Here is a 20830-nt window from a genome sequence, read left to right on the forward strand (position 1 = left end):
TCAAGGCTGGCTCCTCAGGGCGGCGACGGCGGCCTTCACGTCCTCGGTCTCCACGGCCTGCCCGGCGAGGGCCTTCATGGCGACGCCCAGGGCCTGGCCTTCCTTGGCCGCGGCGCGGATCGGATCGGCCGCCGGCGCGAGGAGTTCCAGGATCCGCTCGGGCGTGAGGCTGGCGGGGACCCATTCGCGGAGGAGTTCCAGCTCCTCGGCCGTGAAGGTGGTGACGCCGGACTTCGCTTCCTTGAGGACGCTCCGCATCTTCTTCACGGCCTCGGCGTCGGCCATCTCGGCCCCCGTGCCCAGCGTGAGCTGGGCGATCCAGTATCGCAAGAAGGCCGTCTTGGCCGCGTCGCGGGCCTTCATGGCCGGGGCGAGCTGGCTCCGCATCTTCTGGACGATCGTCATGACCTGGCTACTCCTGACAAATTGCGCGACCGCGCGGGGTCGCCTCGTCGTATCGACGTCCCCCGATCATCGTCGGAGGACGCCCCGGGTTTCAAGCCGGGCGGTCTCCGGGGCCGATGGGAAGGGGGACGCCTGGCAATCGAATTCCACGGAGGGAGGACGAACCATGAGCTCCGCCGACGAAACGCTGACCATCGAGATGATCCGCTGGACCTTCGCCGTCGACCCCGCCCATCGCGGCGAGATCGAGACCTATCTCCTGGACCAGGGGCTCGAAGTCCTGGTTCGGGGCGAGGAGACGATGGTCGCCACCTGGGACGAGCCCGAAGGGTCGATCGAAGAGGTCATCGAGGGGATGTGGGCCATCGCCGGCTCCCCGTTCGAGGTGACGCACGAGGAGTTCCATCGCGCGAACCTCCTCCTCTACGACGCCGATGAGGAAACCAAGGCCGTGGCCTGACCCGGCGCCGGCTTCTGCGACGATTTTCGATGCGATCCCATCGCCCGTCCGGCGCCTCGGCGTCGGACGGGCGATCTCGCGCGCGGGCCTCACCCGGGGGATTGGGAATCTCGCGCTTTATTGAAAATTCCTGAAAGCAAGCTGCCGCTTCGGCCGTATAGTATGGTCGGAAATCGGCTCACTTCGACTTGTTTGGTTGGTATTAGTCCGCTTCGTCGGGCCCTCGTCAGTCCCGGTTCGCCGTCCCAATCGCGTCATCGAACCTGTCCCGGTCCTTCCGGCCTGACCACGCAAAAGGATGGCCGGGTCGAGGTGCTCGATCGCGGTACGCGCCGCGCCGGGGGAGTCTTCTCGCGCCTCATCTTCGACGATCACCCCTGGGAATCCTCGCCATGATGCTCGAAAGCAAGCCGACGGCGGTCGCGGCGACGGCCGGGGCGCCGATCCCGATCGAGGGTGGGCCGGGACGCCTGAGGATTCGACGTCACGGCATCGCCTGGTTCCTTCTCGCGGGGACGGCGATCGGCCTGGGGTGTTCGTCGTCCGGCGGCGTCCCGCCGGACGACGAGGCGATGGTGCGGGCCCGGCTCGCGGGGCGGACGCCCGAGGAGGCGGCCCGAGACTACGCCCCGCCGAAGGTCGACTACTTCCCCGACATGGACGTGGTCGGCCGTCCCGCCGAGGGGGCCAAGGAGTGGCCCGATCAGCTCCTGGACCTCGATCCGGAGTCGGGGAAGAAGCCCGAGGGAGAGTCCTGTGCGGGGATCGAGCGGCGCCCGGAACGCAAGGTTGGAACTCTCGAACTGACCACCTCGGAGGCGATCGGCCGGAATACCTGGATGGCCTGGTGCGCCGGCAACGAGGGCTTCTGGGACTGGCTGGCGAACAACAGCTTCGGCGGCAGCGACCTGCTGAAGATCCTGGACGGCCGCAACCGCTCGACCCTCTTTCGCGACGCGGGACTCATCAATGAGCCCGAGATGACCGACCCGGGCACGCCCCAGGCGACCGATTTCGGCGTCCGGCTCAGCGTCCCCTCGGACCCCCGCCGGCGCGCGGCGCGGGAGGCTTTCCTGAAGCGGGCTTTCGCGACCGACCGTCCGGGAGGATACCCAAAACCGGGCTACGCGGCGAAAGCCTACGAGGAGGACAAGGCCGAGGGCTACGGCGACGGCTACAAGGAACTCCCGCCGGAGATCTACGGCCTCTCCAGCGGCGTCATCGGCCTGCGACTCTTCCCGAACCCCAACTTCGACGCGAAGGCCCGAGCCTACTGGGACCCCGAGAAGTTCTATAACGACCCGGACTATTACAGCAATCCGGAGCTGGTCCGCCCGTTCCGCGTGGGGATGAGCTGCGCCTTCTGCCACACCTCGTTCAGCCCCCTGAACCCGCCGAAGGACATCGCCGACCCGAGCTGGGCGAACCTGTCGGGCAACACCGGAGCGCAATACCTGCGGATCCGCGGCGTGTTCGGCAACCTGCTGACCCCGGAGAGCTTCGTCTACCACCTGCTGGACAGCCAACCGCCGGGGACGATCGACACCTCGCTGCTCCCGACCGACAGCATCAACAACACGAACACGATGAACTCGATCTTCGGGCTCAAGCAGCGCGTCGCTCTCTCGCTGCGGAACCCGAAGGAGCAGCTCGCGCCGACCTCCGCCTCGTTCCCCTCGCTTTGGGCCGACTCGGAGATCGGCAAGTCGGAGACCTACAACGCCGTCGCGGATTACCTGAAGCATCCCACGCCCGCGGACCCGAACCGGGAGCGCGACCTGCCCGAGCTGGAGAAGTCGAACGACGACCCGCGACGCGTCCCGCGCATCCTGCTGGACGGCTCCGACTCGATCGGCGGCTACGGCGCGCTGGCGCGGGTCTATCTGAATATCGGCTCGTACTGGGAGCAGTGGATCAGGATCAACCGCCTGATCGTGGGCTTCCAGCCGCAGGAGCCGTTCCGGATCGACGATTGCGAGGCCCATTCGGTCTACTGGCTCGCCACCCAGGCGCGGGTCGCGCCGATGCGCGACTACTTCCTGCGCATCACCCCGCCGATGCGACTCCTCGACGTGCTCGGCGACCGCGACCGAAACCGCGCCGCGCCGATCGACGAGGCGGCCCTCGGCGCCAAGGCCGAGCGGGACAAGCTCGACCTCTCGAAGCTCGTCGCCGAGGCGCGAGCCAAGCACATCGACCCGAGCAAGCTGGGCCGGGGCCGGAAGGTCTTCGCGCGGAATTGCATCGTCTGCCATTCGAGCATCCAGCCCGAGGAGCGGCACGCCGAGATGGCGGAGTTCGCCGAGCGCGGCGAGTTCTGGGACCACGATCCCGGCCGCTGGCTGGCCGATCCAAAGTATCGGGAGTGGGCGGAGAAGGTCGTGGAGAAGCCGTCGTTCTGGCTCGACAACTTCCTCTCCACCGATTACCGGATCCCCGTCGACTACGTCGGCACCAACTCGGCGCGGGCGATGGCGACCAACGCCATGACCGGGCGGATGTGGCAGGACTTCAGCTCGGAAGACTACCGGGCGCTCCCCTCGGTCGGGGCGATCTCGTACTTCAACCCCTATAAGGGGACGGCCGGGGAGCTGGATTTCTACACCCCCCGCCACCAGGCGCCGGCGGGCGCCCCGGACGGGGGCGGCGGGCCGGGCTTCTACCGGGTGCCGACCCTGATCTCGATCTGGGCCGGGGCGCCCCTCCTGCACAACAACAGCCTGGGCCTGTTCAACAACGACCCCTCCGTCGACGGCCGGCTGCTGGCGTTCGACGACGCGATCCGCAAGCTGCTCTGGCCCGAGAGGCGGCTGGAAAGCTCCAGCTACAACGAGGCGACGCCCCAGCGATTGAAGAAGGACCGGGGGCTCATCTGGCGGACGCCGGTCGAGTCGTATCTGTCCGTGCCCGCAAGGCACGTCCCGTATCTCGCGGTGACGAATCTGGACGTCTTGATGAAAACTCTCGACCGTCACCCCTGGCTGCGGAGCTGGAAGGCGTTGCTGATCCCGGCCGGGCTGGCCCTGATCGCGCTGGTCGCGCTCCTGAAGGTGAAGACGCTGAGGGGCCGGGTCCTGCTGGGCTACGTCCCGATGATCCTGGCGTTCGCGCTGGCGATCGTCTCGTCGTTCCTGCTGGGGCGGGTGGGCGAGGTCCGTATCGGCCCGATCCCGGCGGGCACGCCGGTCAGCCTGCTGGCGAACATCAACCCCGAGGCCGAGCCCAAGAAGCTGGCGAAGACGCTGGCGGAGGTCGGCAAGGCGCTCGGCGACCTCGAAGCCAGGGGCTTGGAGGGTGAGGCGGCCCAGGAGGAACTGCGGCGAGAGGTCGCCCCCGCCTTGCTCGAAGTGAGCAAGTGCCCCGATTTCGTGATGGACCGGGGGCACGACTTCCCCTGGTTCAAGACGATGTCCGACGACGACAAGGACGCCCTGATCGAGCTGCTGAAGACGTTCTGAGCGGCCGCCGCGACCGAGCGGCGTCCCGGCCCGAGAGGCGCGAACACCGAGGCGACACATGACGACGGCCGAGACGAACGTCCCGCGGCACGAGGGCTTCGACTACATCCTCGTCGGTTCCGGGGCCGGGGGCGGGCCCCTGGCGGCCCGGCTGGCCCTGGCGGGCTACCGCGTCCTCGTGCTGGAGGCGGGAGGGCACGGCGATCCCGGGAGTTCGCCCGAGGTCAGCCTCGTCCCCGGCCTGCACGCGGCGTCGACCGAGGACCCGGAGCTGAGCTGGCGGTTCTTCGTGAAGCATTACGACGATCCCCCCGCCGGCCCGGACCCGAAGTGGCACGAACCGGACGCGACGAAGGGCGAGGACGCGACCCACGCCGGCATCTTCTACCCGAGGGCCGCGGCGCTGGGGGGGTGCACCGTCCACAACGCCATGATCACCATCGCCGGCCCGGACTCGGACTGGGACGAGATGGCGGTCTACCTGGACGACGACTCGTGGCGCTCGACCGCCATGCGGACCTACTTCCAGAAGCTGGAGCGCAACGAGTATCTCCCCAAGCCCACGCCGATCCCGACAGGGGCTTTCGGCCGGATCCGAGACGGCGTCCGATGGCTGTTCGGAAAGGAAGTAGACCATACCGGGGGCCGGCACGGCTTCCACGGCTGGCTGCGCACCAGCGTCCTCGACCTGAAGCTCGGCCTCGGCGATCGTCAGCTCATCGGGATGATCAAGGCGGCGCTCAAGCAGGCCAAGGCCGCGGGGCTCGACCGAGCCTGGACCCTGGCCCGGACGATCCTCCTGGGCCGGGCGTCGGAGGCCCTGGACCCCAACCACGCGATCACGCAGGCCAAGAGCCCGGAGGGCGTGGTCCTCATCCCGCTGGCCGTCTGCGGGGAGGGGACCTCGATCGAAGAGGACGACTCGGTGCCCAACGTCCGGCGCGGCCGAAGGTCGGGCCCCCGCGAGCTGCTCCTGGAGGTCCGCCAGGCCCACCCAGACAGGCTCCACATCTGGACCGACTGCCTGGCGACCCGCGTGCTCTTTGATCGCTCGGCCTTGCGGCGAGCCGTGGGCGTGGAGTTCCGCCGGGGGGCGAAGCTCTACTGGGCCCACGTCACGCCGAGCGGCGAGGATGGCGTCCTGGAACGGGCGTTCGTCAAAGCGACGGGCGAGGTCATCCTGTGCGGCGGCTCGTTCAACACGCCCCAGCTTCTGATGCTCTCGGGGATCGGCGAGTCGGTTCGGCTCGCGGAAGTCGCCCGGGCGGCCGGCGACGAGACGCTCTGCGCCCTCCGCGACGAGCACGGCCAGCTGATCCGCGACGCCAACGAGCAGCCCGATCGGGTCCACCTCCCCGGCGTGGGCCGGAATCTCCAGGACCGGTACGAGGTCTCGCTCATCAGCCAGATGAACGCCGACTTTCGGCTCCTCGCCGGCGCGGCCGTGAAGCCCGACCCGGCCGATCCGTCGGCCGATCCGAACCTCCAGGAATGGCGGAAGGAGGGTACCGGCCTGTACGCGTCCAACGGCGCCGTGATGGGCCTCTTCAAGCGGTCGTCGCCCAACTTGACGCAGCCCGACCTGTTCATCTTCGGCGCCCCCTTGCCGTTCAAGGGATACGAGGTCGGCTACTCGAACGTCGGCCACATTCACGACATGTTCTCGTGGGTGATCCTCAAGGGGAAGACGAGGAACAACGGGGGCACGGTCTGCCTCCGCTCGACCGACCCCCGCGACACGCCCGAGATCAACTTCCACTACTTCAACGAAGCCGATCGCCCGGGCCGGGCGCTGAGCGACCCCGACCTGGACGCCCTCGTCCACGGCGTCCGGTTCGTGCGGGGGATCTCGCAGTTCGCGGGCCTTCACGTCAAGCGCGAGAGCCACCCCGGAGCGGCCGCGGTGCCGACCGATGATGACGCGCGGATCAAGGAATGGATCCTGCGCGAGGCGTGGGGCCACCACGCCTGCGGGACCTGCCGGATGGGCCCCGACGGCGACCCCTCCGCGGTGCTCGACTCGCGGTTCGGCGTCCGGGGCGTCGACGGGCTTCGCGTGGTCGACGCCTCGATCTTCCCCCAGATCCCCGGCTACTTCCTGGTCACGAACATCTACATGGCGAGCGAGAAGGCCGCCGACGTCCTGATCGAGGACGCCCAGCAAGGGGTCGCCGACTCGCCGGAATATCCCTCGGAGCTTCGCGATCGGGAAGCCGCCGCCCTGCGGACGAGGCGCGACCGGGTGAATGACGACGGCGGCAAGGCCGACATGCCGCTCGACCCGATCGACGGCGGGGTCTCCGCCTGGCCCGACGACGTGACCGGCCTGGCCCTCTCCGGCGGCGGGGTCCGCAGCGCGACGTTCAATCTGGGCGTGCTCCAGGCGCTGGCGCGGGCGAAGCGGCTGCGTCGGGTGGACTTCCTCTCGACCGTCTCCGGCGGCGGCTACATCGGCTCGTTCCTCGGGCGCTGCTTCGATCGGCTCCGCGAGGCCCCGGTCCTGGGGGTCGGAGGACGTTCGTTCCCGCCCGGCCCCAGCCACGTCGAGGGCGAGCTGATCGACCCGGGCTCGCACGCGATCGCCTGGCTGCGGCGGCAGAGCAATTACCTGGCGCCCGGCGGGTCGGGCGACGGCCGCGTCAACGCCGCCAACTACTTCCGGAACCTGCTCAGCGTCCATCTGGTCGTGGGGGTGATGTTCTTCGCTGTCTTCGGGATCATGGAGTTGTTGCGATACGCGCTCTTCGTGCCCAGCCTCGCGCTGCTCAACCTGATCATGGCGGGGGGGGGCGGCACGCCCGTCGGCGACCTGATCCACGGCCTACTCGGCCCCTTCTACAGCCCCTGGCTCCTGGTGGCCGAGGGCCTCTTGCTGTTCCTGGTGATCCCGCTGGGGATCGGCTTCTGGCTGGTCTGCCAGCATCGTCAGGAGCGATTCCACGGGCTGATGCTGGCGATCCTGATCTTCGTGGCCTCGGGGCTCGTGGTGCTCGGCCTCTACTACGGACTGCGAATCGAGGCGCTGCTGGCGGCGGTCTCGGTGCTGCTGTCGTTCTTCCACGTCGAGATGGCCTGGCGACGGGGGCGGATCCGCGAGGCGGCCGTGGGGGCGGGCGACACGCGAACGCAGAGGCTGCGCACGAAGAACATCCTGACCTACGACCTGGGCTTCGCCCTGGTGCTCACGGCCGGCGCCCTCCTGCTGGCGGTCGTGGACTCGATCGGGTTCGCGCTCCAGCAGTACGTGGCCAGGAACGACCTGTACGTCGGGGCCTTCGCGAGCTTCTTCGTGACGATCGCCGGCCTGATCCCGGTGGGCCGGGCCCTCGCCGGGGCCTTCGTGCACAAGGGGGACGCCGGGACGGGCTCCGAATCCTCGTCGGCCCGCGACCTCCGCGCCCAGGTCGGTGCGGGGCTGCTGGCCGTCGTCCTCTTCGCCGTCCCGCTGATCCTCTACTCGTTCGCGGCCCACGCGGCGTATGACGGCGGAGCCGCCCCCTTGAGGGGGATGATCGCCACGGCCTGCGCGATCCTGTACTCGCTGGCGCTCGCGCATCCGTCGGCCCTCACGTTCGTGAACCGCTCGTCGTTCTCCGAGATGTACGCGGCGAGGCTGGCGAGGGCCTATCTCGGGGCCTCGAACCCCGAACGGCGGAGGCCCGGGTCGGCCGACGTCACCGAGGTGATCCCCGGCGACGACGTAGGCACGCTGAAGGACTATCGGCCCCACGAGATGGGGGGGCCGATCCACCTCATCAACCTCACGGTCAACCAGACGATCGACTTCTCCTCCCTCCGGGGCAATCGCGACCGCAAGGGGGAGAGCCTGGCCGTGAGCCCGGTGGGGATGACCGTGGGGACGCGCTGGCACGCCGCCTGGGGCGACGACGCGGGCACGCCGTCCGACCGCGAGGCGAGGGTGCGGCTGGTCCCCCTGGGAGTCCCCCCCGGCTCGGACCACCCGGCGCTCGACGTCCTGGGCCGGCCGACGGGGAGGGTGGAGATGCTCTCGCTTCGGGAGTGGGTGGCCCTATCCGGCGCGGCGCTGGGGCCGGGGCGCGGGCAGTCGACGAAGCTGGGCACGGCGCTCCTGTTCGGCCTGGCGAACATCCGCACGGGCCGCTGGTGGGACAGCGGCATCTCCCTGGCGGACCGACTGGGCTTCCCCGACATGAGCGCCCTGCGACGGTTCTCCTACATCGCGCCTCGGACCTTCCTGACCCACACGCTGTTGCTCTCGGAGTGGCTGGCGCTCTACCCGGGACCGTGGGGGAAGTACTGGCACGTCTCCGACGGCGGCTTCTTCGAGAACCTGGGCGGGTACGAGCTGATCCGCCGCCGCGTCCCCCGCATCATCGTCTGCGACGCGAGCGCCGACCCCGATTTCACGATGGAAGGCCTGGGCGACCTGATCCGCAAGGTCCGCATCGACTTCGACGCCCATGTCGAGCCGTTCACTGCCGCCGAACTCGACGAGCTTGCCGCTCGGAACGAGATCACGCCGGAGGTCCGAGGCCGGCTCGGGACGCTCGACGAACTGCGGCCCGCCGCCGGATCGCCCTCGCGCAAGCACGCGGCGCTCTACCGGGTGCGCCACGGGATGGACGCCCCCGCGACCTCGCTGTTGCTCTACGTGAAAGCCTCGATCACCGGGGACGAGAGCGTGGACGTCCTGCAGTATCGCTCGCTCCACGGCGACTTCCCGCACGAGAGCACCAGCGACCAGTTCTTCGACGAGGCCCAATGGGAGAGCTATCGGAGACTCGGCGATCACGCCGTCTCCGGGCTGTTCGCCGATCCCGATTGGTTCTGGAGGGTGGACCCATGACCCCCCCGCTCACCGCATTCCCACGGCACCCTGTCGTCCCCGAGGTAGCCATGATCCCCGACGCGACTCGACGCCCATCCGGACGACGGCCCATCCTCGCGCTCGCACTCGCGCTCGCCGGGACGGTCGGCCTCGCTCCGACCGCGACGGCCTCCGATCACGCCGACCCGATCGACCCGTTCAACAAGGAGCGGCTCGAAGGAGGGATCACCGACCTTTTCGTCTTCCCCGTGCTGGCCGACGGCTCGCCGGCCTTCCCGTTCGAACGAACCGACGGCGTTTCCCTGGCGAGTCCCGATGTCAAGCCGCGACGGCCGCTGAGCGAGGACGAACGCTCGAAGATCAAGAACCTGATCGTCGTCCTGTGCGTCCGGCGGGCGTTGACCGAGTCGGGCACGCTCCGATTGGAGCCTTACTCCTATCGCGTGCACATGGACACGCACACGACCGTCGACTTCGACGACACGCCCGGCGACGCGTCCGCCCCGGCCCCCGCGGGCGAGGGTTACATGTTCTCGGATACGAACCCGCAGGCGAAGGTGAAGCGGCCGACCGGCGCCGAGTCGCGCGTGCGCTACGGCGGGAGGATCCCCGTGCCGAGCACCATCGAGGACGACGTGCTGATCGAGTTCAAGCTGAAGAACGACGCCTCGCTCCGCGAACTCGTCGTGGCGAGGGGCCTCGCGAGGTCCGGGGCCGAGGACGTCCGCATCGTCGAGGACCTCAAGGACCTGCGAGTCGATCCGGAACGGATCACCGCCTGGGCCGGGGTCCGCGACGACCCGTTCATCTTCCCCGCGTTCTTCCAGACCAACGTCGTCGCCATGGTGATGAGCATCCCGGTCTCCGCCTTTCAGGAAGGGACGAGGGACTGGTTGATCTGGGGGACCTCCCACCTGGGCTCGCGGCAGATCGATCACGTCGGCCGGTCGCTCCGCACCCAGAACCCGCGATTCGAGTTCCTGAACACGCTGCCTCCGCGTGAGCACGCCGAGGCCGTCCACGAGGAACACGAGCACCCCGGCCTGCTGAGGGATCTGGCGCTGCGATTCAACTTCCAATCAATGTTCGCTTATCGCCGCTGGGATCAGGTCCCCGACGTGATGGTCTTCACGACGCGGTTCCCGGTCGGCTTCCCGAACGGGCGGCTGCTGACCGACGACGTGGCGGCGTTGCTGGCGCAACACGGCGACACCCTCTTGCTGGAGCTGTCGCACCACGTCGGCGGCTGGCCGCGAGCCACCTCGAACGACAAGCCGTTCCTGCCGACCTTCCCCTATCTCGCCGAGCCCTGGGAAGACCGTGAAGTCCCGGCGCCTCCGGGCCTGAACCCCTGGAACAAGGCCAAGCTCGTCGGGATCGTCGCCGGCCTGATCGCGTTTCTCGTCCTGGAGAACTGGCTCGTGGCGGTGCTCTACCACCGACGCAAGCTGCGGCGGCGGTACGTCCTCCGACGGCCCCCGCAGGAGGCCTGACCGCCGTCGGCGGCCGGCCCCGGCGCGTTGCGAGGGCCCCTGGGATCGGATACCCTCGGTCTCGATGGGACGATCCGCGACGCGCCAGCCGCGACTTCAGGGAGAATTTTACATATGAGCAACAATCAAACCGCGTTCGCCGGGATGTTCCGGGCGTGGGCCGCGATCCTGGTCGGATCGGCCGCGCTGGGCGGTCCGGCGGCCGTACGGTCGGACGAGCCGGCGACCTTGGGGACGATCGAACGCCTCGATCCGGCCTTCGACCGCCTCGTCCCGCCCGAGGCCCGGGTGGAGCGGGTGGCCGAGGGCTTCAACTGGTCGGAGGGGACCATCTGGGACCTCGCGGGCGATCGGCTCCTGTTCTCCGACGTGCCGGAGAACGTCGTCTTCCAGTGGACCAAGGCGGGGGGGACGAGCGTCTCCCTCAAGCCCAGCGGCTACACCGGGGCGACAGCTCGCGGCGGCGAGCCTGGGTCGAACGGGCTGACCTTCGACGAGCAGGGCCGGCTCGTGCTGTGCCAGCACGGGGACCGCCGCATCGCGCGGCTGGAGGCCGACGGCAAGTTCGTCACGCTTGCCGACCGTTACGAGGGCAAGCGGCTGAACAGCCCGAACGACGGCGTGTACAAATCCAACGGCGACTTCTATTTCACCGACCCGCCCTACGGCCTGCTCGGCGAGGGTCGCGACCAGGGCAAGGAACTGGCCTTCAACGGGGTGTATCGATTGAAGCCGGACGGGACCCTCACGCTGCTGACGCGGGAGCTGACGTTCCCCAACGGCCTGGCGTTCTCGCCCGATGAGAAGACCCTCTACGTGGCCGTCTCGGACCCCAAGCATGCCGTCTGGATGGCCTACGATGTTGAGGAGGACGGCACGCTCGGGAAGGGGAGGATCTTCGCGGACGTGACGGCGTCGGTGCCGGGCCGCAAGGGCCTGCCTGACGGCCTGAAGGTCGACTTGGCCGGGAACGTCTTCGCGACCGGCCCGGGGGGCGTGCTGGTCTTCGCCCCGGACGGCAAGCACCTGGGGACGCTCGCCACGGGCGAGGCCTGCGGCAACTGCGCCTGGGGCGAGGACGGCACCGTCCTGTACATCGCCTCGGATATGTACCTCGGTCGCATCCAGACCGCGACCAGGGGCGCGATGCCGGGCGTGGCCCGGCCCTGACCGCGCGAGGAGGGGGGCGCGGCCGTCAGGCCAGGTCGCGCCCCAGCTCCAGGACTTCCTCGGCGTCGAGGATCTTGTCGTTGGACCGGAAGAGTTCCTGGATCGCCCGCCTGTGGATCTTCATCTTCAGGCCGCCAACCCCGAGGGCGCCCCAGGCTCGGACGCCGCCGCGGTCCTTGTCCTTGTCGTTCGGCTCGACCCCCTCGACGCCCGCGGGGGGCACGGCGTTGAGGTCGACCACGACGCGGAGCCCGCTCCGGCCCTGCCACTGGTGGGCGGCGAGGAGCTGGGCCCCTTCGGGCCCGGCGCTGACGATCACGGAGGCCGATTCGAGCGTGCGGGCCAGGTCGTCGGCGTCGGCGTTGCTGAAGGCGTCGTAGGGGGCGCCCGTCTTCTCGGCGAGGCGTTCGGCGAGCTTGCCCGCCCGGCCCGCGTCGCGCGAGCCGACGGCCACCGAAGCGCCACGTCGGCCGAGCAGTCGGGCGACCCGCTGGCCCACCGGCCCGGTCGCGGCGAGGACCACGGCGCGGGCGCCTTCGATCGACCCGCCCAGGCTGGAGGCGGCGGCGAGCACGGCGGCGGCGGCGGTCGTATTGGAGCCGTTGGCGTCGAAGAGGACCGAGACGCGGAACGGGCCGAAGAACGTCTTCTTGATCTTCTCGAGCACGGCCTCGGCCTTCGCCACGTCGGAGCCGCCGACGAAGAGCGCGGTGCGGTGGAGGTCGGCCGGTCCTCGGGTGAAGAGGGCCCCGTAGACGAGGTCCTGGACGTTCTCGGGCGTCGCGTCGCCGTGGCGGAAGAGGTGGTCCACCTTGGCGTCGACGGCGACCACGGCGTCGAACACGCTGGGCTGAGGGTCGACGTCGAGCTGGATGAGGATCGAGGCTTTGTCGTCAGGCATGGCGGCCCCGGCGCGTGGGCGGAAGGAGGGGACGGAGTGAGGACGAGGCGACGCCGGCGCGGTTGTCGCGGCCGGCGTCGCGTCTCGTTTCGTCACTTGGCGAAGGGGTGCTCGACCGAGTCCTTCTTGGCGGTGATCTCGGAGATCGAGGGCGAGTTCTTCATCGCGGAGGCGATGGCGAGCTTGGTGGCCTCGTAGTTGAACTTGAGGATCTTGGCGTTGTCCTCGGCCTCCGGGTGGATGAACACACCGCAGACGATGACCAGGTCGTCGGCCGCCGCGGCGGGGATCACGCCCTCGGCGACGCTGTCGGCCACGGCCTTGGCGACGGCCGACTGGGCCGGGCCGAACATCTGCACGGCCTGCTTCATGCCCTTGATCGTCACCTTGGTGATCATGACGGTCGCCGGCTTGGCGATCAGGTTCGGCGTGAGCACGGCCAGCAGGTTGGTGTGACCGGCCGACTGGTTCGCGAGCGCGTTGGCGAAGGCGACGCCGACCGGGCCGTCCTTCTTGCCGATCAGCAGGTCGATGTGGGCGATCTCGTTGCCTTCGCCCACGAGGGCTTCGCCGATGTTCATGAGGATTTCGCCGGCCATCTCGTTCGCACTCCCTGGAAAATTGCCGCGCGGGGATACTGTGGAGAGGCCGCCGCGCGCGTCCGGACTTCGCGGGCCTCTGACATGGGGCGCGCGAGTGAGACACGCATGATAGACGGCGGCCCACCGCCCGGCAACCCCCCCCGACGTCGGCCGGAAACCACGGATCGCGGTTGTTTCCGATCGCGTAAGGTGGTTGAATACTTGTCGAGCAGTCGCGTTCGGTCCCCATCGAGGGTTCGTTCCTCGAAGTCCATTGCGCGGCTGGTCCGGTCGATACTTCAACGACGGAGAAGAACGATGCGCAAGCTTCTGATGCTGGCGGTCTGCGGGATGCTGACGATGGGCCTGGGCGCCGCCCTGGCCGACGACGGCAAGAAGATCACCATCGAAGGCGACGGCCTCTGCGGCAAGTGCGCCCTCGGTGAGACCAAGGAGTGCCAGAACGTCGTCCTCGTCGAGAAGGACGGCAAGAAGACCTCCTACTATCTCGAGAAGAACGAGTACTTCAAGGACGCGCACACGGGCCTGGGCCTCTGCACGGCCAAGAAGGACAAGCCGGTCAAGGTGAAGGTGACCGGCACCTGCGTGGAGAAGGACGGCAAGCACGTCCTGACCCCGACCGAGAAGATCAGCAAGGCCGGCTGATCGACGATCGGCCCGATCGCGAGCCAATCAGGAGCCTCGCCCCGGCTTGACCGGGGTGGGGTTTTTTCATGTCTGGAATCGAGCGAATCCTGATCGTCGGCGCCAGCACCCGCGCCGCCGCCTTCTCCGCTCGGCGGGGGGGACTCCGCCCCATCTGCCTGGACCAGTTCGCCGACGCCGACCTGGCCCTCGTCGGCGACGCCTCCCGCTTCGAGGCCGATGAGGACGTCGAGACTCTCGCGTCCTCGGCCCTCCAGGATTGCGACGCGTGGCTCTACACCGGCTCGATCGAGGCTCGGCCCAGCCTCGTCGATCGCCTCACGCGAGTCGCTCCCCTGCTGGGGAACGGCCCGCAAGTCCTCCGCCGGGTCCGCGACCCGTGGGCGGTATCTCAAGCCCTCGTCGATGCGGGACTGCCGGCCCTGTCCCTCAGGAAGCCTACGGAGGCCGGGGGGCCTCTCGTCGGCTGGCTCCGGAAATCCCGATCGACGGCCGGAGGGACGGGCGTTTCCTGGGCGGGGGAATCGAGCTTCGACCCTCACGACGACGCCGATCTCCAGCGGTACATCGAGGGACCCACGTTCTCCGCACTCTTCCTCGCGGCGGGGGGACGGTCCCGACTCGTCGGCCTCGCCCGACAGTTCCACGGCATCGCGGGCGCTCCGTTCCTCTACAAGGGAGGCATCGCGCCGATAACCCTCGGTCCGCGCACCGAGGGCCTCGTGCGGCGGATCGGTGAGGTCCTGGCGGCCGAGTTCCGATTGGTGGGTCTCTTCGGGGCCGATTTCGTCTTGAACGACGACCGGCCGTGGCTGCTGGAGGTCAATCCGCGGTACACCGCCTCGGTGGAGCTGTTCGAGCTTGCGGCGCGGCAGTCCCTCCTTCGGGACCACCTCTGTGCCTGCGTGGCGGGCGAGATCGACCACGAGACCACCCCGATCGGCCCCGGGCCGTTTGTGGGCAAGCGCGTCGTCTATGCCAGGTGCCGGCTGGAGTTTCCGGCGGTTGAGATCCCCCGGTGGTCGGATCTCCAACCCTTCGTCGTCCCGGCCATCGCCGACGTTCCGCACCCGGGCACGGTGATCGAGGCCGGGGAGCCGATCCTGACGGTGCTGGCGTCGGCCGATTCTCCGGACGAATGTCTCGCCCGCCTCGATGGGGCGGAACGCGATTGGATGCGCCGGCTTGCCTGACGGGAAGATTCCGGGACCGGTCAGGACGGCTCGATCGCGCCCCGCGACGGGGCGGCGAGCGAGGGCGACCAGGTCTCCTTGATCGCGACGCCGCTGACCTGCTCGGCGAGCATCCGGCGCGACAGGTCGACGATCCGAGCGACAGCCTGATCGGTCGGGACCCCTCGGGTGTGGATGTTGGAGATGAGATTCCGGCGCGAGTCGTCGTGGCCCGATCTCGGTCGGAAGGCCAGGTAAGCCGAGAGGCTCTCGGCCGTGGCGAGGCCCGGACGCTCGCCGATCAGCAGGACGACGACGGCCGGATCGAGGAGCTCGCCGACGTCGTTCATCACGCCGACGCGGCAGTGCCGGATGAAGAAGGGGGTGCCCACGCGGAGGCCTGCGGAGGCCAGCGCGTCGTCGAGCCCGGGCAGCAGTCTCGGGACCTGGGCGAGGAGCGCCGCTGCGGACAGGCCGTCGCCCAGGACGAGCTGGACGTCGGCGCCGGCGGGCCGACGTGCCACGATCTCGGCTCGCGCCTCGGGATTCAGGAGCCGCCCGAGGTCCGGTCGGAGCAGGTACTCGTCCTTCGATGCGGCCCGGGTGGCCACTTCGAAGAGGTCCCAGCGGTCGAGGAAGGTGCGCCCGAGGTCGCGTTCCACATCGACTTCGGTCCTCACGGCGTCACGGGCCGCCGCGTGGTCGCCCCGGAGTGTGAGCCAGTCGGCCGTCGTGTACGAGCCGCCTGCCCGGCCGGTCAAGATCCGCGCCGGGGTCTGACGACGCACGCGGGCGAGCTGATCGCGGGCTTCGGGCCGGTGGCGATCCGGGAGTTCATCGCTCATCGAGGGGCCGCCTCGTGGTGAACGGCGTGGCGGTGGACCTCTCGGAGGACGGGAGGTCCGGGGAATCGCTTCCGCTCGCCGGCGAACCAGGCGATCGCCAGCACGACGGTCATCGCCCCGATCGCCCAGATGGAACGCTCGTTCGGCGGTTGCATTCCGATCGCGATCAGGCCGATGCAGCCGAGGGCGCTCAGGCAGGCCAGCGGGCGGAAACCTCGTCCCAGATTCCACGGCCCCATGATCGTCCACGTCTTCCCGTAAGCCCGCACGCCCAGGAGGCTGGGCAGGACGTACGAGATGTAGAGCAGGATGGTGCAGACCGCGGTGATCGTCGAGTAGACGGGCGTGTAGAGCGTGAAGGCGACCGCGGCGATCGAGGTCGTCCAGATCGCGACGGCCGGCGAGCGACGTTTGGGGCAGACCCAACGGATCGCGTGGGAGAACGGCAGGCCGCCGTCGCGGGCGAACGCGAAGGCCATCCGCGACGCCGAGGTGACCGTCGCCAGCCCGCAAAGATACTGGGCCGTCACGATGGCCGCCGCGAACGCCGACGCCATCCAGATCGGGAACGCGCCCCGGAGGATCCAGGGGAACGCGCCTTCGCCCTGCGCGGCGGCCTCCGACACGCTCGGCGCGGCGAGCACCACGGCGGACAGCAGGGCCCAGCCGGCGAGCCCCGAGATCAGCACCGATCGCACGATCCCGCGCGGTACCGAGGCGCTCGCGTCGAGGGTCTCCTCGGAGGCGTGGGCCGAGGCGTCGAAGCCGGTGATCGTGTAGGCGGGAAGCAACCCCCCCAGGGCGAACAGCAGGGCCAGGCTCGCGGTCGCCGGCCAGACGCCGCCGCCGGCCTGTCCGCTGTAGTTCTGGAACGTCACCAGGCGGCCGAAGTCCCAACTCGGCGCGAAGGCGAGCAGGCAGCCGGCGAGCAGCGCCGAGACCGCCAGGATCCAGTAGCCGCTGAAGTCGGTGAGCTTGGCCGTCACGCCGATGCCCAGGTGGTTGATCGCCGCCTGGGAGGCGGTGATCGCGACGACCACGAGGACCTGCGTCAGGTGATCGCCCCAGGACTCCAGCCCGCCGCCGCCGTATCCCAGGGCGGTGGCGGCCGTGCGATACGTCCCGACGTTGATCGCGGCGAGGACCGTGATCAGGCCGGCGAGGTTGAACCAGGCCGTGGCCCACCCCCAACCTCGCCCGCCCAGGATGGCGGCCCAGTGGTAGAGCCCGCCGGCTGTCGGGAAGGCCGAGGCGAGCTGCCCCATCGTCGCGGCCACCGCCAGCGAGAAGAGCGCGACGAGCGGCCAGCCCAGCCCGATCGAAGCCCCGCCGACGCTGCTGAGGCCCAGGTGGAACGAGCTGACCCCGCCGGCCAGGATGCAGATGATCGAGAACGAGATCGCGAAATTCGAGAAGCCGCTCAGGCGACGTGCCAGCTCCTGCTTGTAGCCGAGCCCTCGCAGGCGTCGGGCGTCCTCGTCCTCGACGATCGGGGGCGCTTCGGGCTCGCTCATGGGCTGCTGTTTCCGGATTGCGTGAGGACGGCTTCGAGCCCCCGCAACGCCCGGCCCTTCGCCTGCTCCCGCTCGATCGCCGTGGCGCCCCGCCCCAGGCCGCGCCCGGCGAGCCAGGCTTCGAACTCGGGGGCGGGGCGGAGGCCGAGGAGGTCGCGGACGGCCAGGGCGTCGTGGTAGCTGGTGGACTGGTAATTGAGCATCACGTCGTCGGAGCAGGGGACGCCCATGAAGAAGTTGCAGCCCGCCGCGGCGAGCAGCAGCATCAGGTTGTCGGCCGAGTTCTGGTCGGCCTCCGCGTGATTCGTGTAGCAGACGTCGACCCCCATCGGCAAGCCCAGCAGCTTGCCGACGAAATGGTCCTCCAGCCCCGCGCGGATGATCTGGCGTTCGTCGAACAGGTATTCCGGCCCGATGAAGCCGACGACGCTGTTGACCAGGAACGGGTCGAATGCGCGGGCCACGCCGTGCGCGCGGGCCTCCAGCGTGAGCTGGTCGACGCCGTGGTGCGCGCCGGCGGACAGGGCGCTCCCCTGGCCGGTCTCGAAGTACATCGCCTGCTCGCCGGCCCAGCGGACGTCGCGGCGGGCGTGGCTTTCCAGCACGCGCTCGCGGCCTTCGCGGAGCATCGCCAGGTCGACGCCGAAGCTCCGGTTGGCGGCCTCGGTCCCGGCGACCGATTGGAACAGCAGGTCGACGGGCGCGCCGCGGTCGAGGCAGGCGAGCTGAGTGGTGACGTGCGCCAGGCAGCAGGCCTGGGTGGGGATGCCGAAGGCTTCGATGAGGCGGTCGAGGCCGCGAAGGATGGTCTCGACCGCGTCGACCGAGTCGGTGGCGGGGTTGACGCCGATCACGGCGTCGCCGCAGCCGTAGGTCAGGCCGTCGACCGCGGAGAGGAGGATGCCGGCGAGGTCGTCGCTCGGGTGGTTGGGCTGGACCCGGATCCCGAGGACGCCACGCTCGCCGAGCGTGTTCCGGCACCGCGAGACGTTGCGGATCTTCGCCGCTGCGACGGCCAGGTCCTTGTTGCTCATCAGCTTGGCGACGGCCGCGGCGACCTCGGGCGTGATCGCGTCACGCGTGGCGGCGAGCGTCTCGCCGGTGGTCGCTTCGTCGAGGATCCACTCGCGGAAGCCGCCGAGCGTCAGGCCCCGGAGCGGGGCGAAGGCCTCGGCGTCGAGCCGGTCGAGGATTAGGCGGCTGACCTCGTCCTCGTCGGGGTCGATCACGGGATGGTCGACCACTTCGCCGAGGGTGAGGCCGGCGAGGACGATCTTGGCGGCGACCCGCTCGCGCTCGGTCCGCGCGGCGAGGCCGGCGAGCTGGTCGCCCGACTTCTCCTCGTTCGCCTTCGCCAGCGCCTCGGCGAGGCTTCCGAATGCGAAGCGCTCGCCGCGGAGCGTCGTGGTCAGGTTCAAGGGGCCCACCCCGGGATCGCGGCCTGCTTGCTCGTCGTCGAGAGAGGTGGGCTTATTGTGCGGCGTCGGACCCGGCAAAGCAACCGCGCACCGCCGGGATCAGAGGCTCTTGAGGTACGCGATCAGGTCCGAAAGCTCCTGCTCGCTGAGGGCCTCGCCGCCGACCGCCTCCGGGCTGTGCGGGCCGGTGAGGGCGTCGCGCAGGGTCGGGGAGCGGGCGTCGTGCAGGTACGGGTCCTTGTCGTACACGCCGCGGAGCGAGGGGGGGTTGTAGCCCTCGTAGGCGTCGTCCGGCTCTTCCAGGCCGACGACGTGGACCTTGCCGTCGGTGAACTCGGGGCCGCGGTGGCAGGTGTTGCACGAGGCCCGGGCCGACGCGAACACGGCCTTGCCGCGCTCGGCCTCGGGGGTCAGGGAGCCGTCGGGGCGGGTGTAAGGGTTGCGGGGGAATTCTAGGCTTTCGAGATAGGCGACCACCGCGCGGGCTTCCTCGTCGGTCGGCTTCGTCCCCTGCATGCTCTTGGTGAACGATTCGATCGTGGCTTCTTCGAGGCTGGTCTGCCAGCCGTGCCAGGTCCAGGGGGCTGTATGGGCCACCCGGCGCAGGGTGGGGACCTTCTTGCGGCTGCGTTCGTGGGTGTTGCGGAGGTCCTGCCGGCCGTCGTTGAGCGTGTCGAAGTGGAGACCATTGGTGTGGCCGTCGCTGTGGCAGGTGTTGCAGCTGTACCACTGGTTGAACGATCGCGTCGCGTCGTGGAAGAGGATCTCCCCCTGGCGAGCCAGAGAGACGGTCGACGGCGAGCCCAGCGGGATCTCGGCGACGAGCTTCGCGGCCTCGGCGTCGACGACCTGGACGGAGTCCGACAGGTAGTTGGCGACGTAGAGGGTCTTGCCGTCCGGCGCGAACGCCAGTTCGGTCGGCCGGCCGCCGAGGGCGACCCGGCGGAAGCGGTCCCCCTCGGAGTTCTGCAATTCGGCCTGGATCAGGTCGCGCGAGCCGTCGACGCGCCAGGGGAGGCGTTTGGGGGCCGCCCGGAAGATCATGATCTCGTGGGTCCCGCCCAGGCCGACGACGATCAGGGAGCCGTCGGCGTTGATCGCGACGCCGTGGGCGTCGGCGGCGGCCAGTCCGCGCACGTCCAATGAGATCGTCGCGTAGGGCTCGGGCTCTTTCAGGTCGATGCGGGTCAGGCGCTGACCGACGACCCAGCCCTGGTCGATGTTGTTCCGGGTCGTGGCGAACTGGCGGTCCTTCATGTTGGCGAGATACGCGTAGCGGCCGTCGGCCGCGACCGTCAACTGCCGGAGGTTCTCCCCGGAGACGTCGACGGTCTTGGCCACCTTGAAGGACTCGAGGTCGACGACGGCGACGCTGCGGGACCGGGTGTTGCCGACCACCAGCGTCTTGCCGTCCGGGGCGAGGGCCAGCCCCCTGGGTTCGCGGCCGACGGCGAGCCGGCCGGTGACTTCCAGGGCGTCCAGGTCCACCCGCGCGACCTCGTCGGTGACCCCGACGGCGACGTAGGCGGTCTTGCCGTCGGCGGCGATCACGACGCCCCGGGGCTCGGGGCCGACCTCGACCCGGCCGGCGACGCGGACCTGGTCGCCCTCGATCGCCAGGACAGCCAGCTCGTAGCCGTACCAGTTGGCGACCGCCGCGCGACGGCCGTCGGGCGCGAAGGCCACGCCGGCGGGCTTCTCGCCCACGGCGGCCTCGGCCAGCACCTTCCGCGAGGACGTGTCGAGGAGGCTGACCGTACCGGCGGTCTGGTTGGCCGTCAGCAGCCGGGTCCCGTCCGCGGACAGGGCGAGCGCGACGGGCGAGCGGTGCGGGACGGCTTCCGCGTCGTCTCCGAGGGTCGGGTGTCCGGCGGACGTCGCCAGGAAGGCGGCGAGCAGGGTTGCGAGCGTCTTGCGGCCGATCGAGCTCATGAGTC

At 69.6% G+C, this 20830-nt stretch carries 14 protein-coding genes; 7 read left to right on the forward strand and 7 right to left on the reverse strand.

Features of this window, described 5'->3' with window-relative positions; genetic code table 11:
• Positions 1-405 carry a GatB/YqeY domain-containing protein gene (locus tag G6O68_RS17320; RefSeq protein WP_165249885.1) on the reverse strand — a complete coding sequence of 135 codons (405 nt, stop codon included), beginning with the start codon at positions 403-405 and terminating at the stop codon, positions 1-3.
• A 166-nt stretch (positions 406-571) separates the two neighbouring features.
• On the opposite strand from G6O68_RS17320, the gene G6O68_RS17325 reads away from it, so the two are divergent.
• The 5 genes from G6O68_RS17325 to G6O68_RS17345 all read left to right on the forward strand — a co-directional run bounded on the left by G6O68_RS17325 (position 572) and on the right by G6O68_RS17345 (position 11796).
• Positions 572-865 carry a hypothetical protein gene (locus tag G6O68_RS17325; protein ID WP_165249886.1) on the forward strand — a complete coding sequence of 98 codons (294 nt, stop codon included), beginning with the start codon at positions 572-574 and terminating at the stop codon, positions 863-865.
• A gap of 392 nt (positions 866-1257) precedes the next feature.
• On the forward strand, positions 1258-4323 hold the full coding sequence (locus G6O68_RS17330) for a hypothetical protein (RefSeq protein WP_165249887.1): 3066 nt from the start codon (positions 1258-1260) through the stop codon (positions 4321-4323).
• Positions 4324-4381: 58 nt separating this feature from the next.
• A complete protein-coding gene (locus G6O68_RS32410; protein WP_206108119.1) occupies positions 4382-9151 on the forward strand; it encodes a GMC oxidoreductase in 4770 nt (1589 codons plus the stop codon).
• Positions 9152-9201: 50 nt separating this feature from the next.
• Positions 9202-10626, forward strand: a complete 1425-nt coding sequence (locus G6O68_RS17340; RefSeq protein ID WP_165249888.1) for a DUF4331 family protein — start codon at positions 9202-9204, stop codon at positions 10624-10626.
• 114 nt (positions 10627-10740) lie between these two features.
• Positions 10741-11796 (forward strand): SMP-30/gluconolactonase/LRE family protein, encoded by a 1056-nt coding sequence (locus G6O68_RS17345; protein WP_206108120.1) that lies wholly within the window; start codon positions 10741-10743, stop codon positions 11794-11796.
• A 25-nt stretch (positions 11797-11821) separates the two neighbouring features.
• Here the strand turns inward: G6O68_RS17345 and G6O68_RS17350 are convergent, their stop codons facing one another.
• A complete protein-coding gene (locus tag G6O68_RS17350) occupies positions 11822-12697 on the reverse strand; it encodes an NAD(P)-dependent methylenetetrahydromethanopterin dehydrogenase (RefSeq protein WP_165249889.1) in 876 nt (291 codons plus the stop codon).
• 92 nt (positions 12698-12789) lie between these two features.
• A complete protein-coding gene (gene fae, locus G6O68_RS17355; protein ID WP_165249967.1) occupies positions 12790-13284 on the reverse strand; it encodes a formaldehyde-activating enzyme in 495 nt (164 codons plus the stop codon).
• A gap of 312 nt (positions 13285-13596) precedes the next feature.
• Between fae and G6O68_RS17360 the strand changes: the two genes are divergently transcribed.
• Positions 13597-13944, forward strand: a complete 348-nt coding sequence (locus G6O68_RS17360; protein WP_165249890.1) for a DUF6370 family protein — start codon at positions 13597-13599, stop codon at positions 13942-13944.
• A 68-nt stretch (positions 13945-14012) separates the two neighbouring features.
• Positions 14013-15137 carry an ATP-grasp domain-containing protein gene (locus G6O68_RS17365; RefSeq protein WP_165249891.1) on the forward strand — a complete coding sequence of 375 codons (1125 nt, stop codon included), beginning with the start codon at positions 14013-14015 and terminating at the stop codon, positions 15135-15137.
• Positions 15138-15157: 20 nt separating this feature from the next.
• Here G6O68_RS17365 and eutC read toward each other — a convergent pair whose 3' ends face one another.
• The 4 genes from eutC to G6O68_RS17385 all read right to left on the reverse strand — a co-directional run bounded on the left by eutC (position 15158) and on the right by G6O68_RS17385 (position 20825).
• Positions 15158-15961 (reverse strand): ethanolamine ammonia-lyase subunit EutC, encoded by an 804-nt coding sequence (gene eutC, locus G6O68_RS17370; protein WP_165249892.1) that lies wholly within the window; start codon positions 15959-15961, stop codon positions 15158-15160.
• Entirely contained in the window at positions 15958-17475 is a 1518-nt protein-coding gene (locus tag G6O68_RS17375) for an amino acid permease (protein ID WP_165249893.1), read from the reverse strand. The genes eutC and G6O68_RS17375 overlap by 4 nt, the downstream gene beginning before the upstream one ends.
• Positions 17472-18893 (reverse strand): ethanolamine ammonia-lyase subunit EutB, encoded by a 1422-nt coding sequence (locus G6O68_RS17380; protein WP_165249894.1) that lies wholly within the window; start codon positions 18891-18893, stop codon positions 17472-17474. The genes G6O68_RS17375 and G6O68_RS17380 overlap by 4 nt, the downstream gene beginning before the upstream one ends.
• 99 nt (positions 18894-18992) lie before the next feature.
• Positions 18993-20825 (reverse strand): beta-propeller fold lactonase family protein, encoded by a 1833-nt coding sequence (locus tag G6O68_RS17385; RefSeq protein WP_165249895.1) that lies wholly within the window; start codon positions 20823-20825, stop codon positions 18993-18995.
• Between the last annotated feature and the right edge of the window lie 5 nt (positions 20826-20830).

Source organism: Paludisphaera soli (assembly GCF_011064595.1).
Taxonomy (GTDB): Bacteria; Planctomycetota; Planctomycetia; order Isosphaerales; family Isosphaeraceae; genus Paludisphaera; species Paludisphaera soli.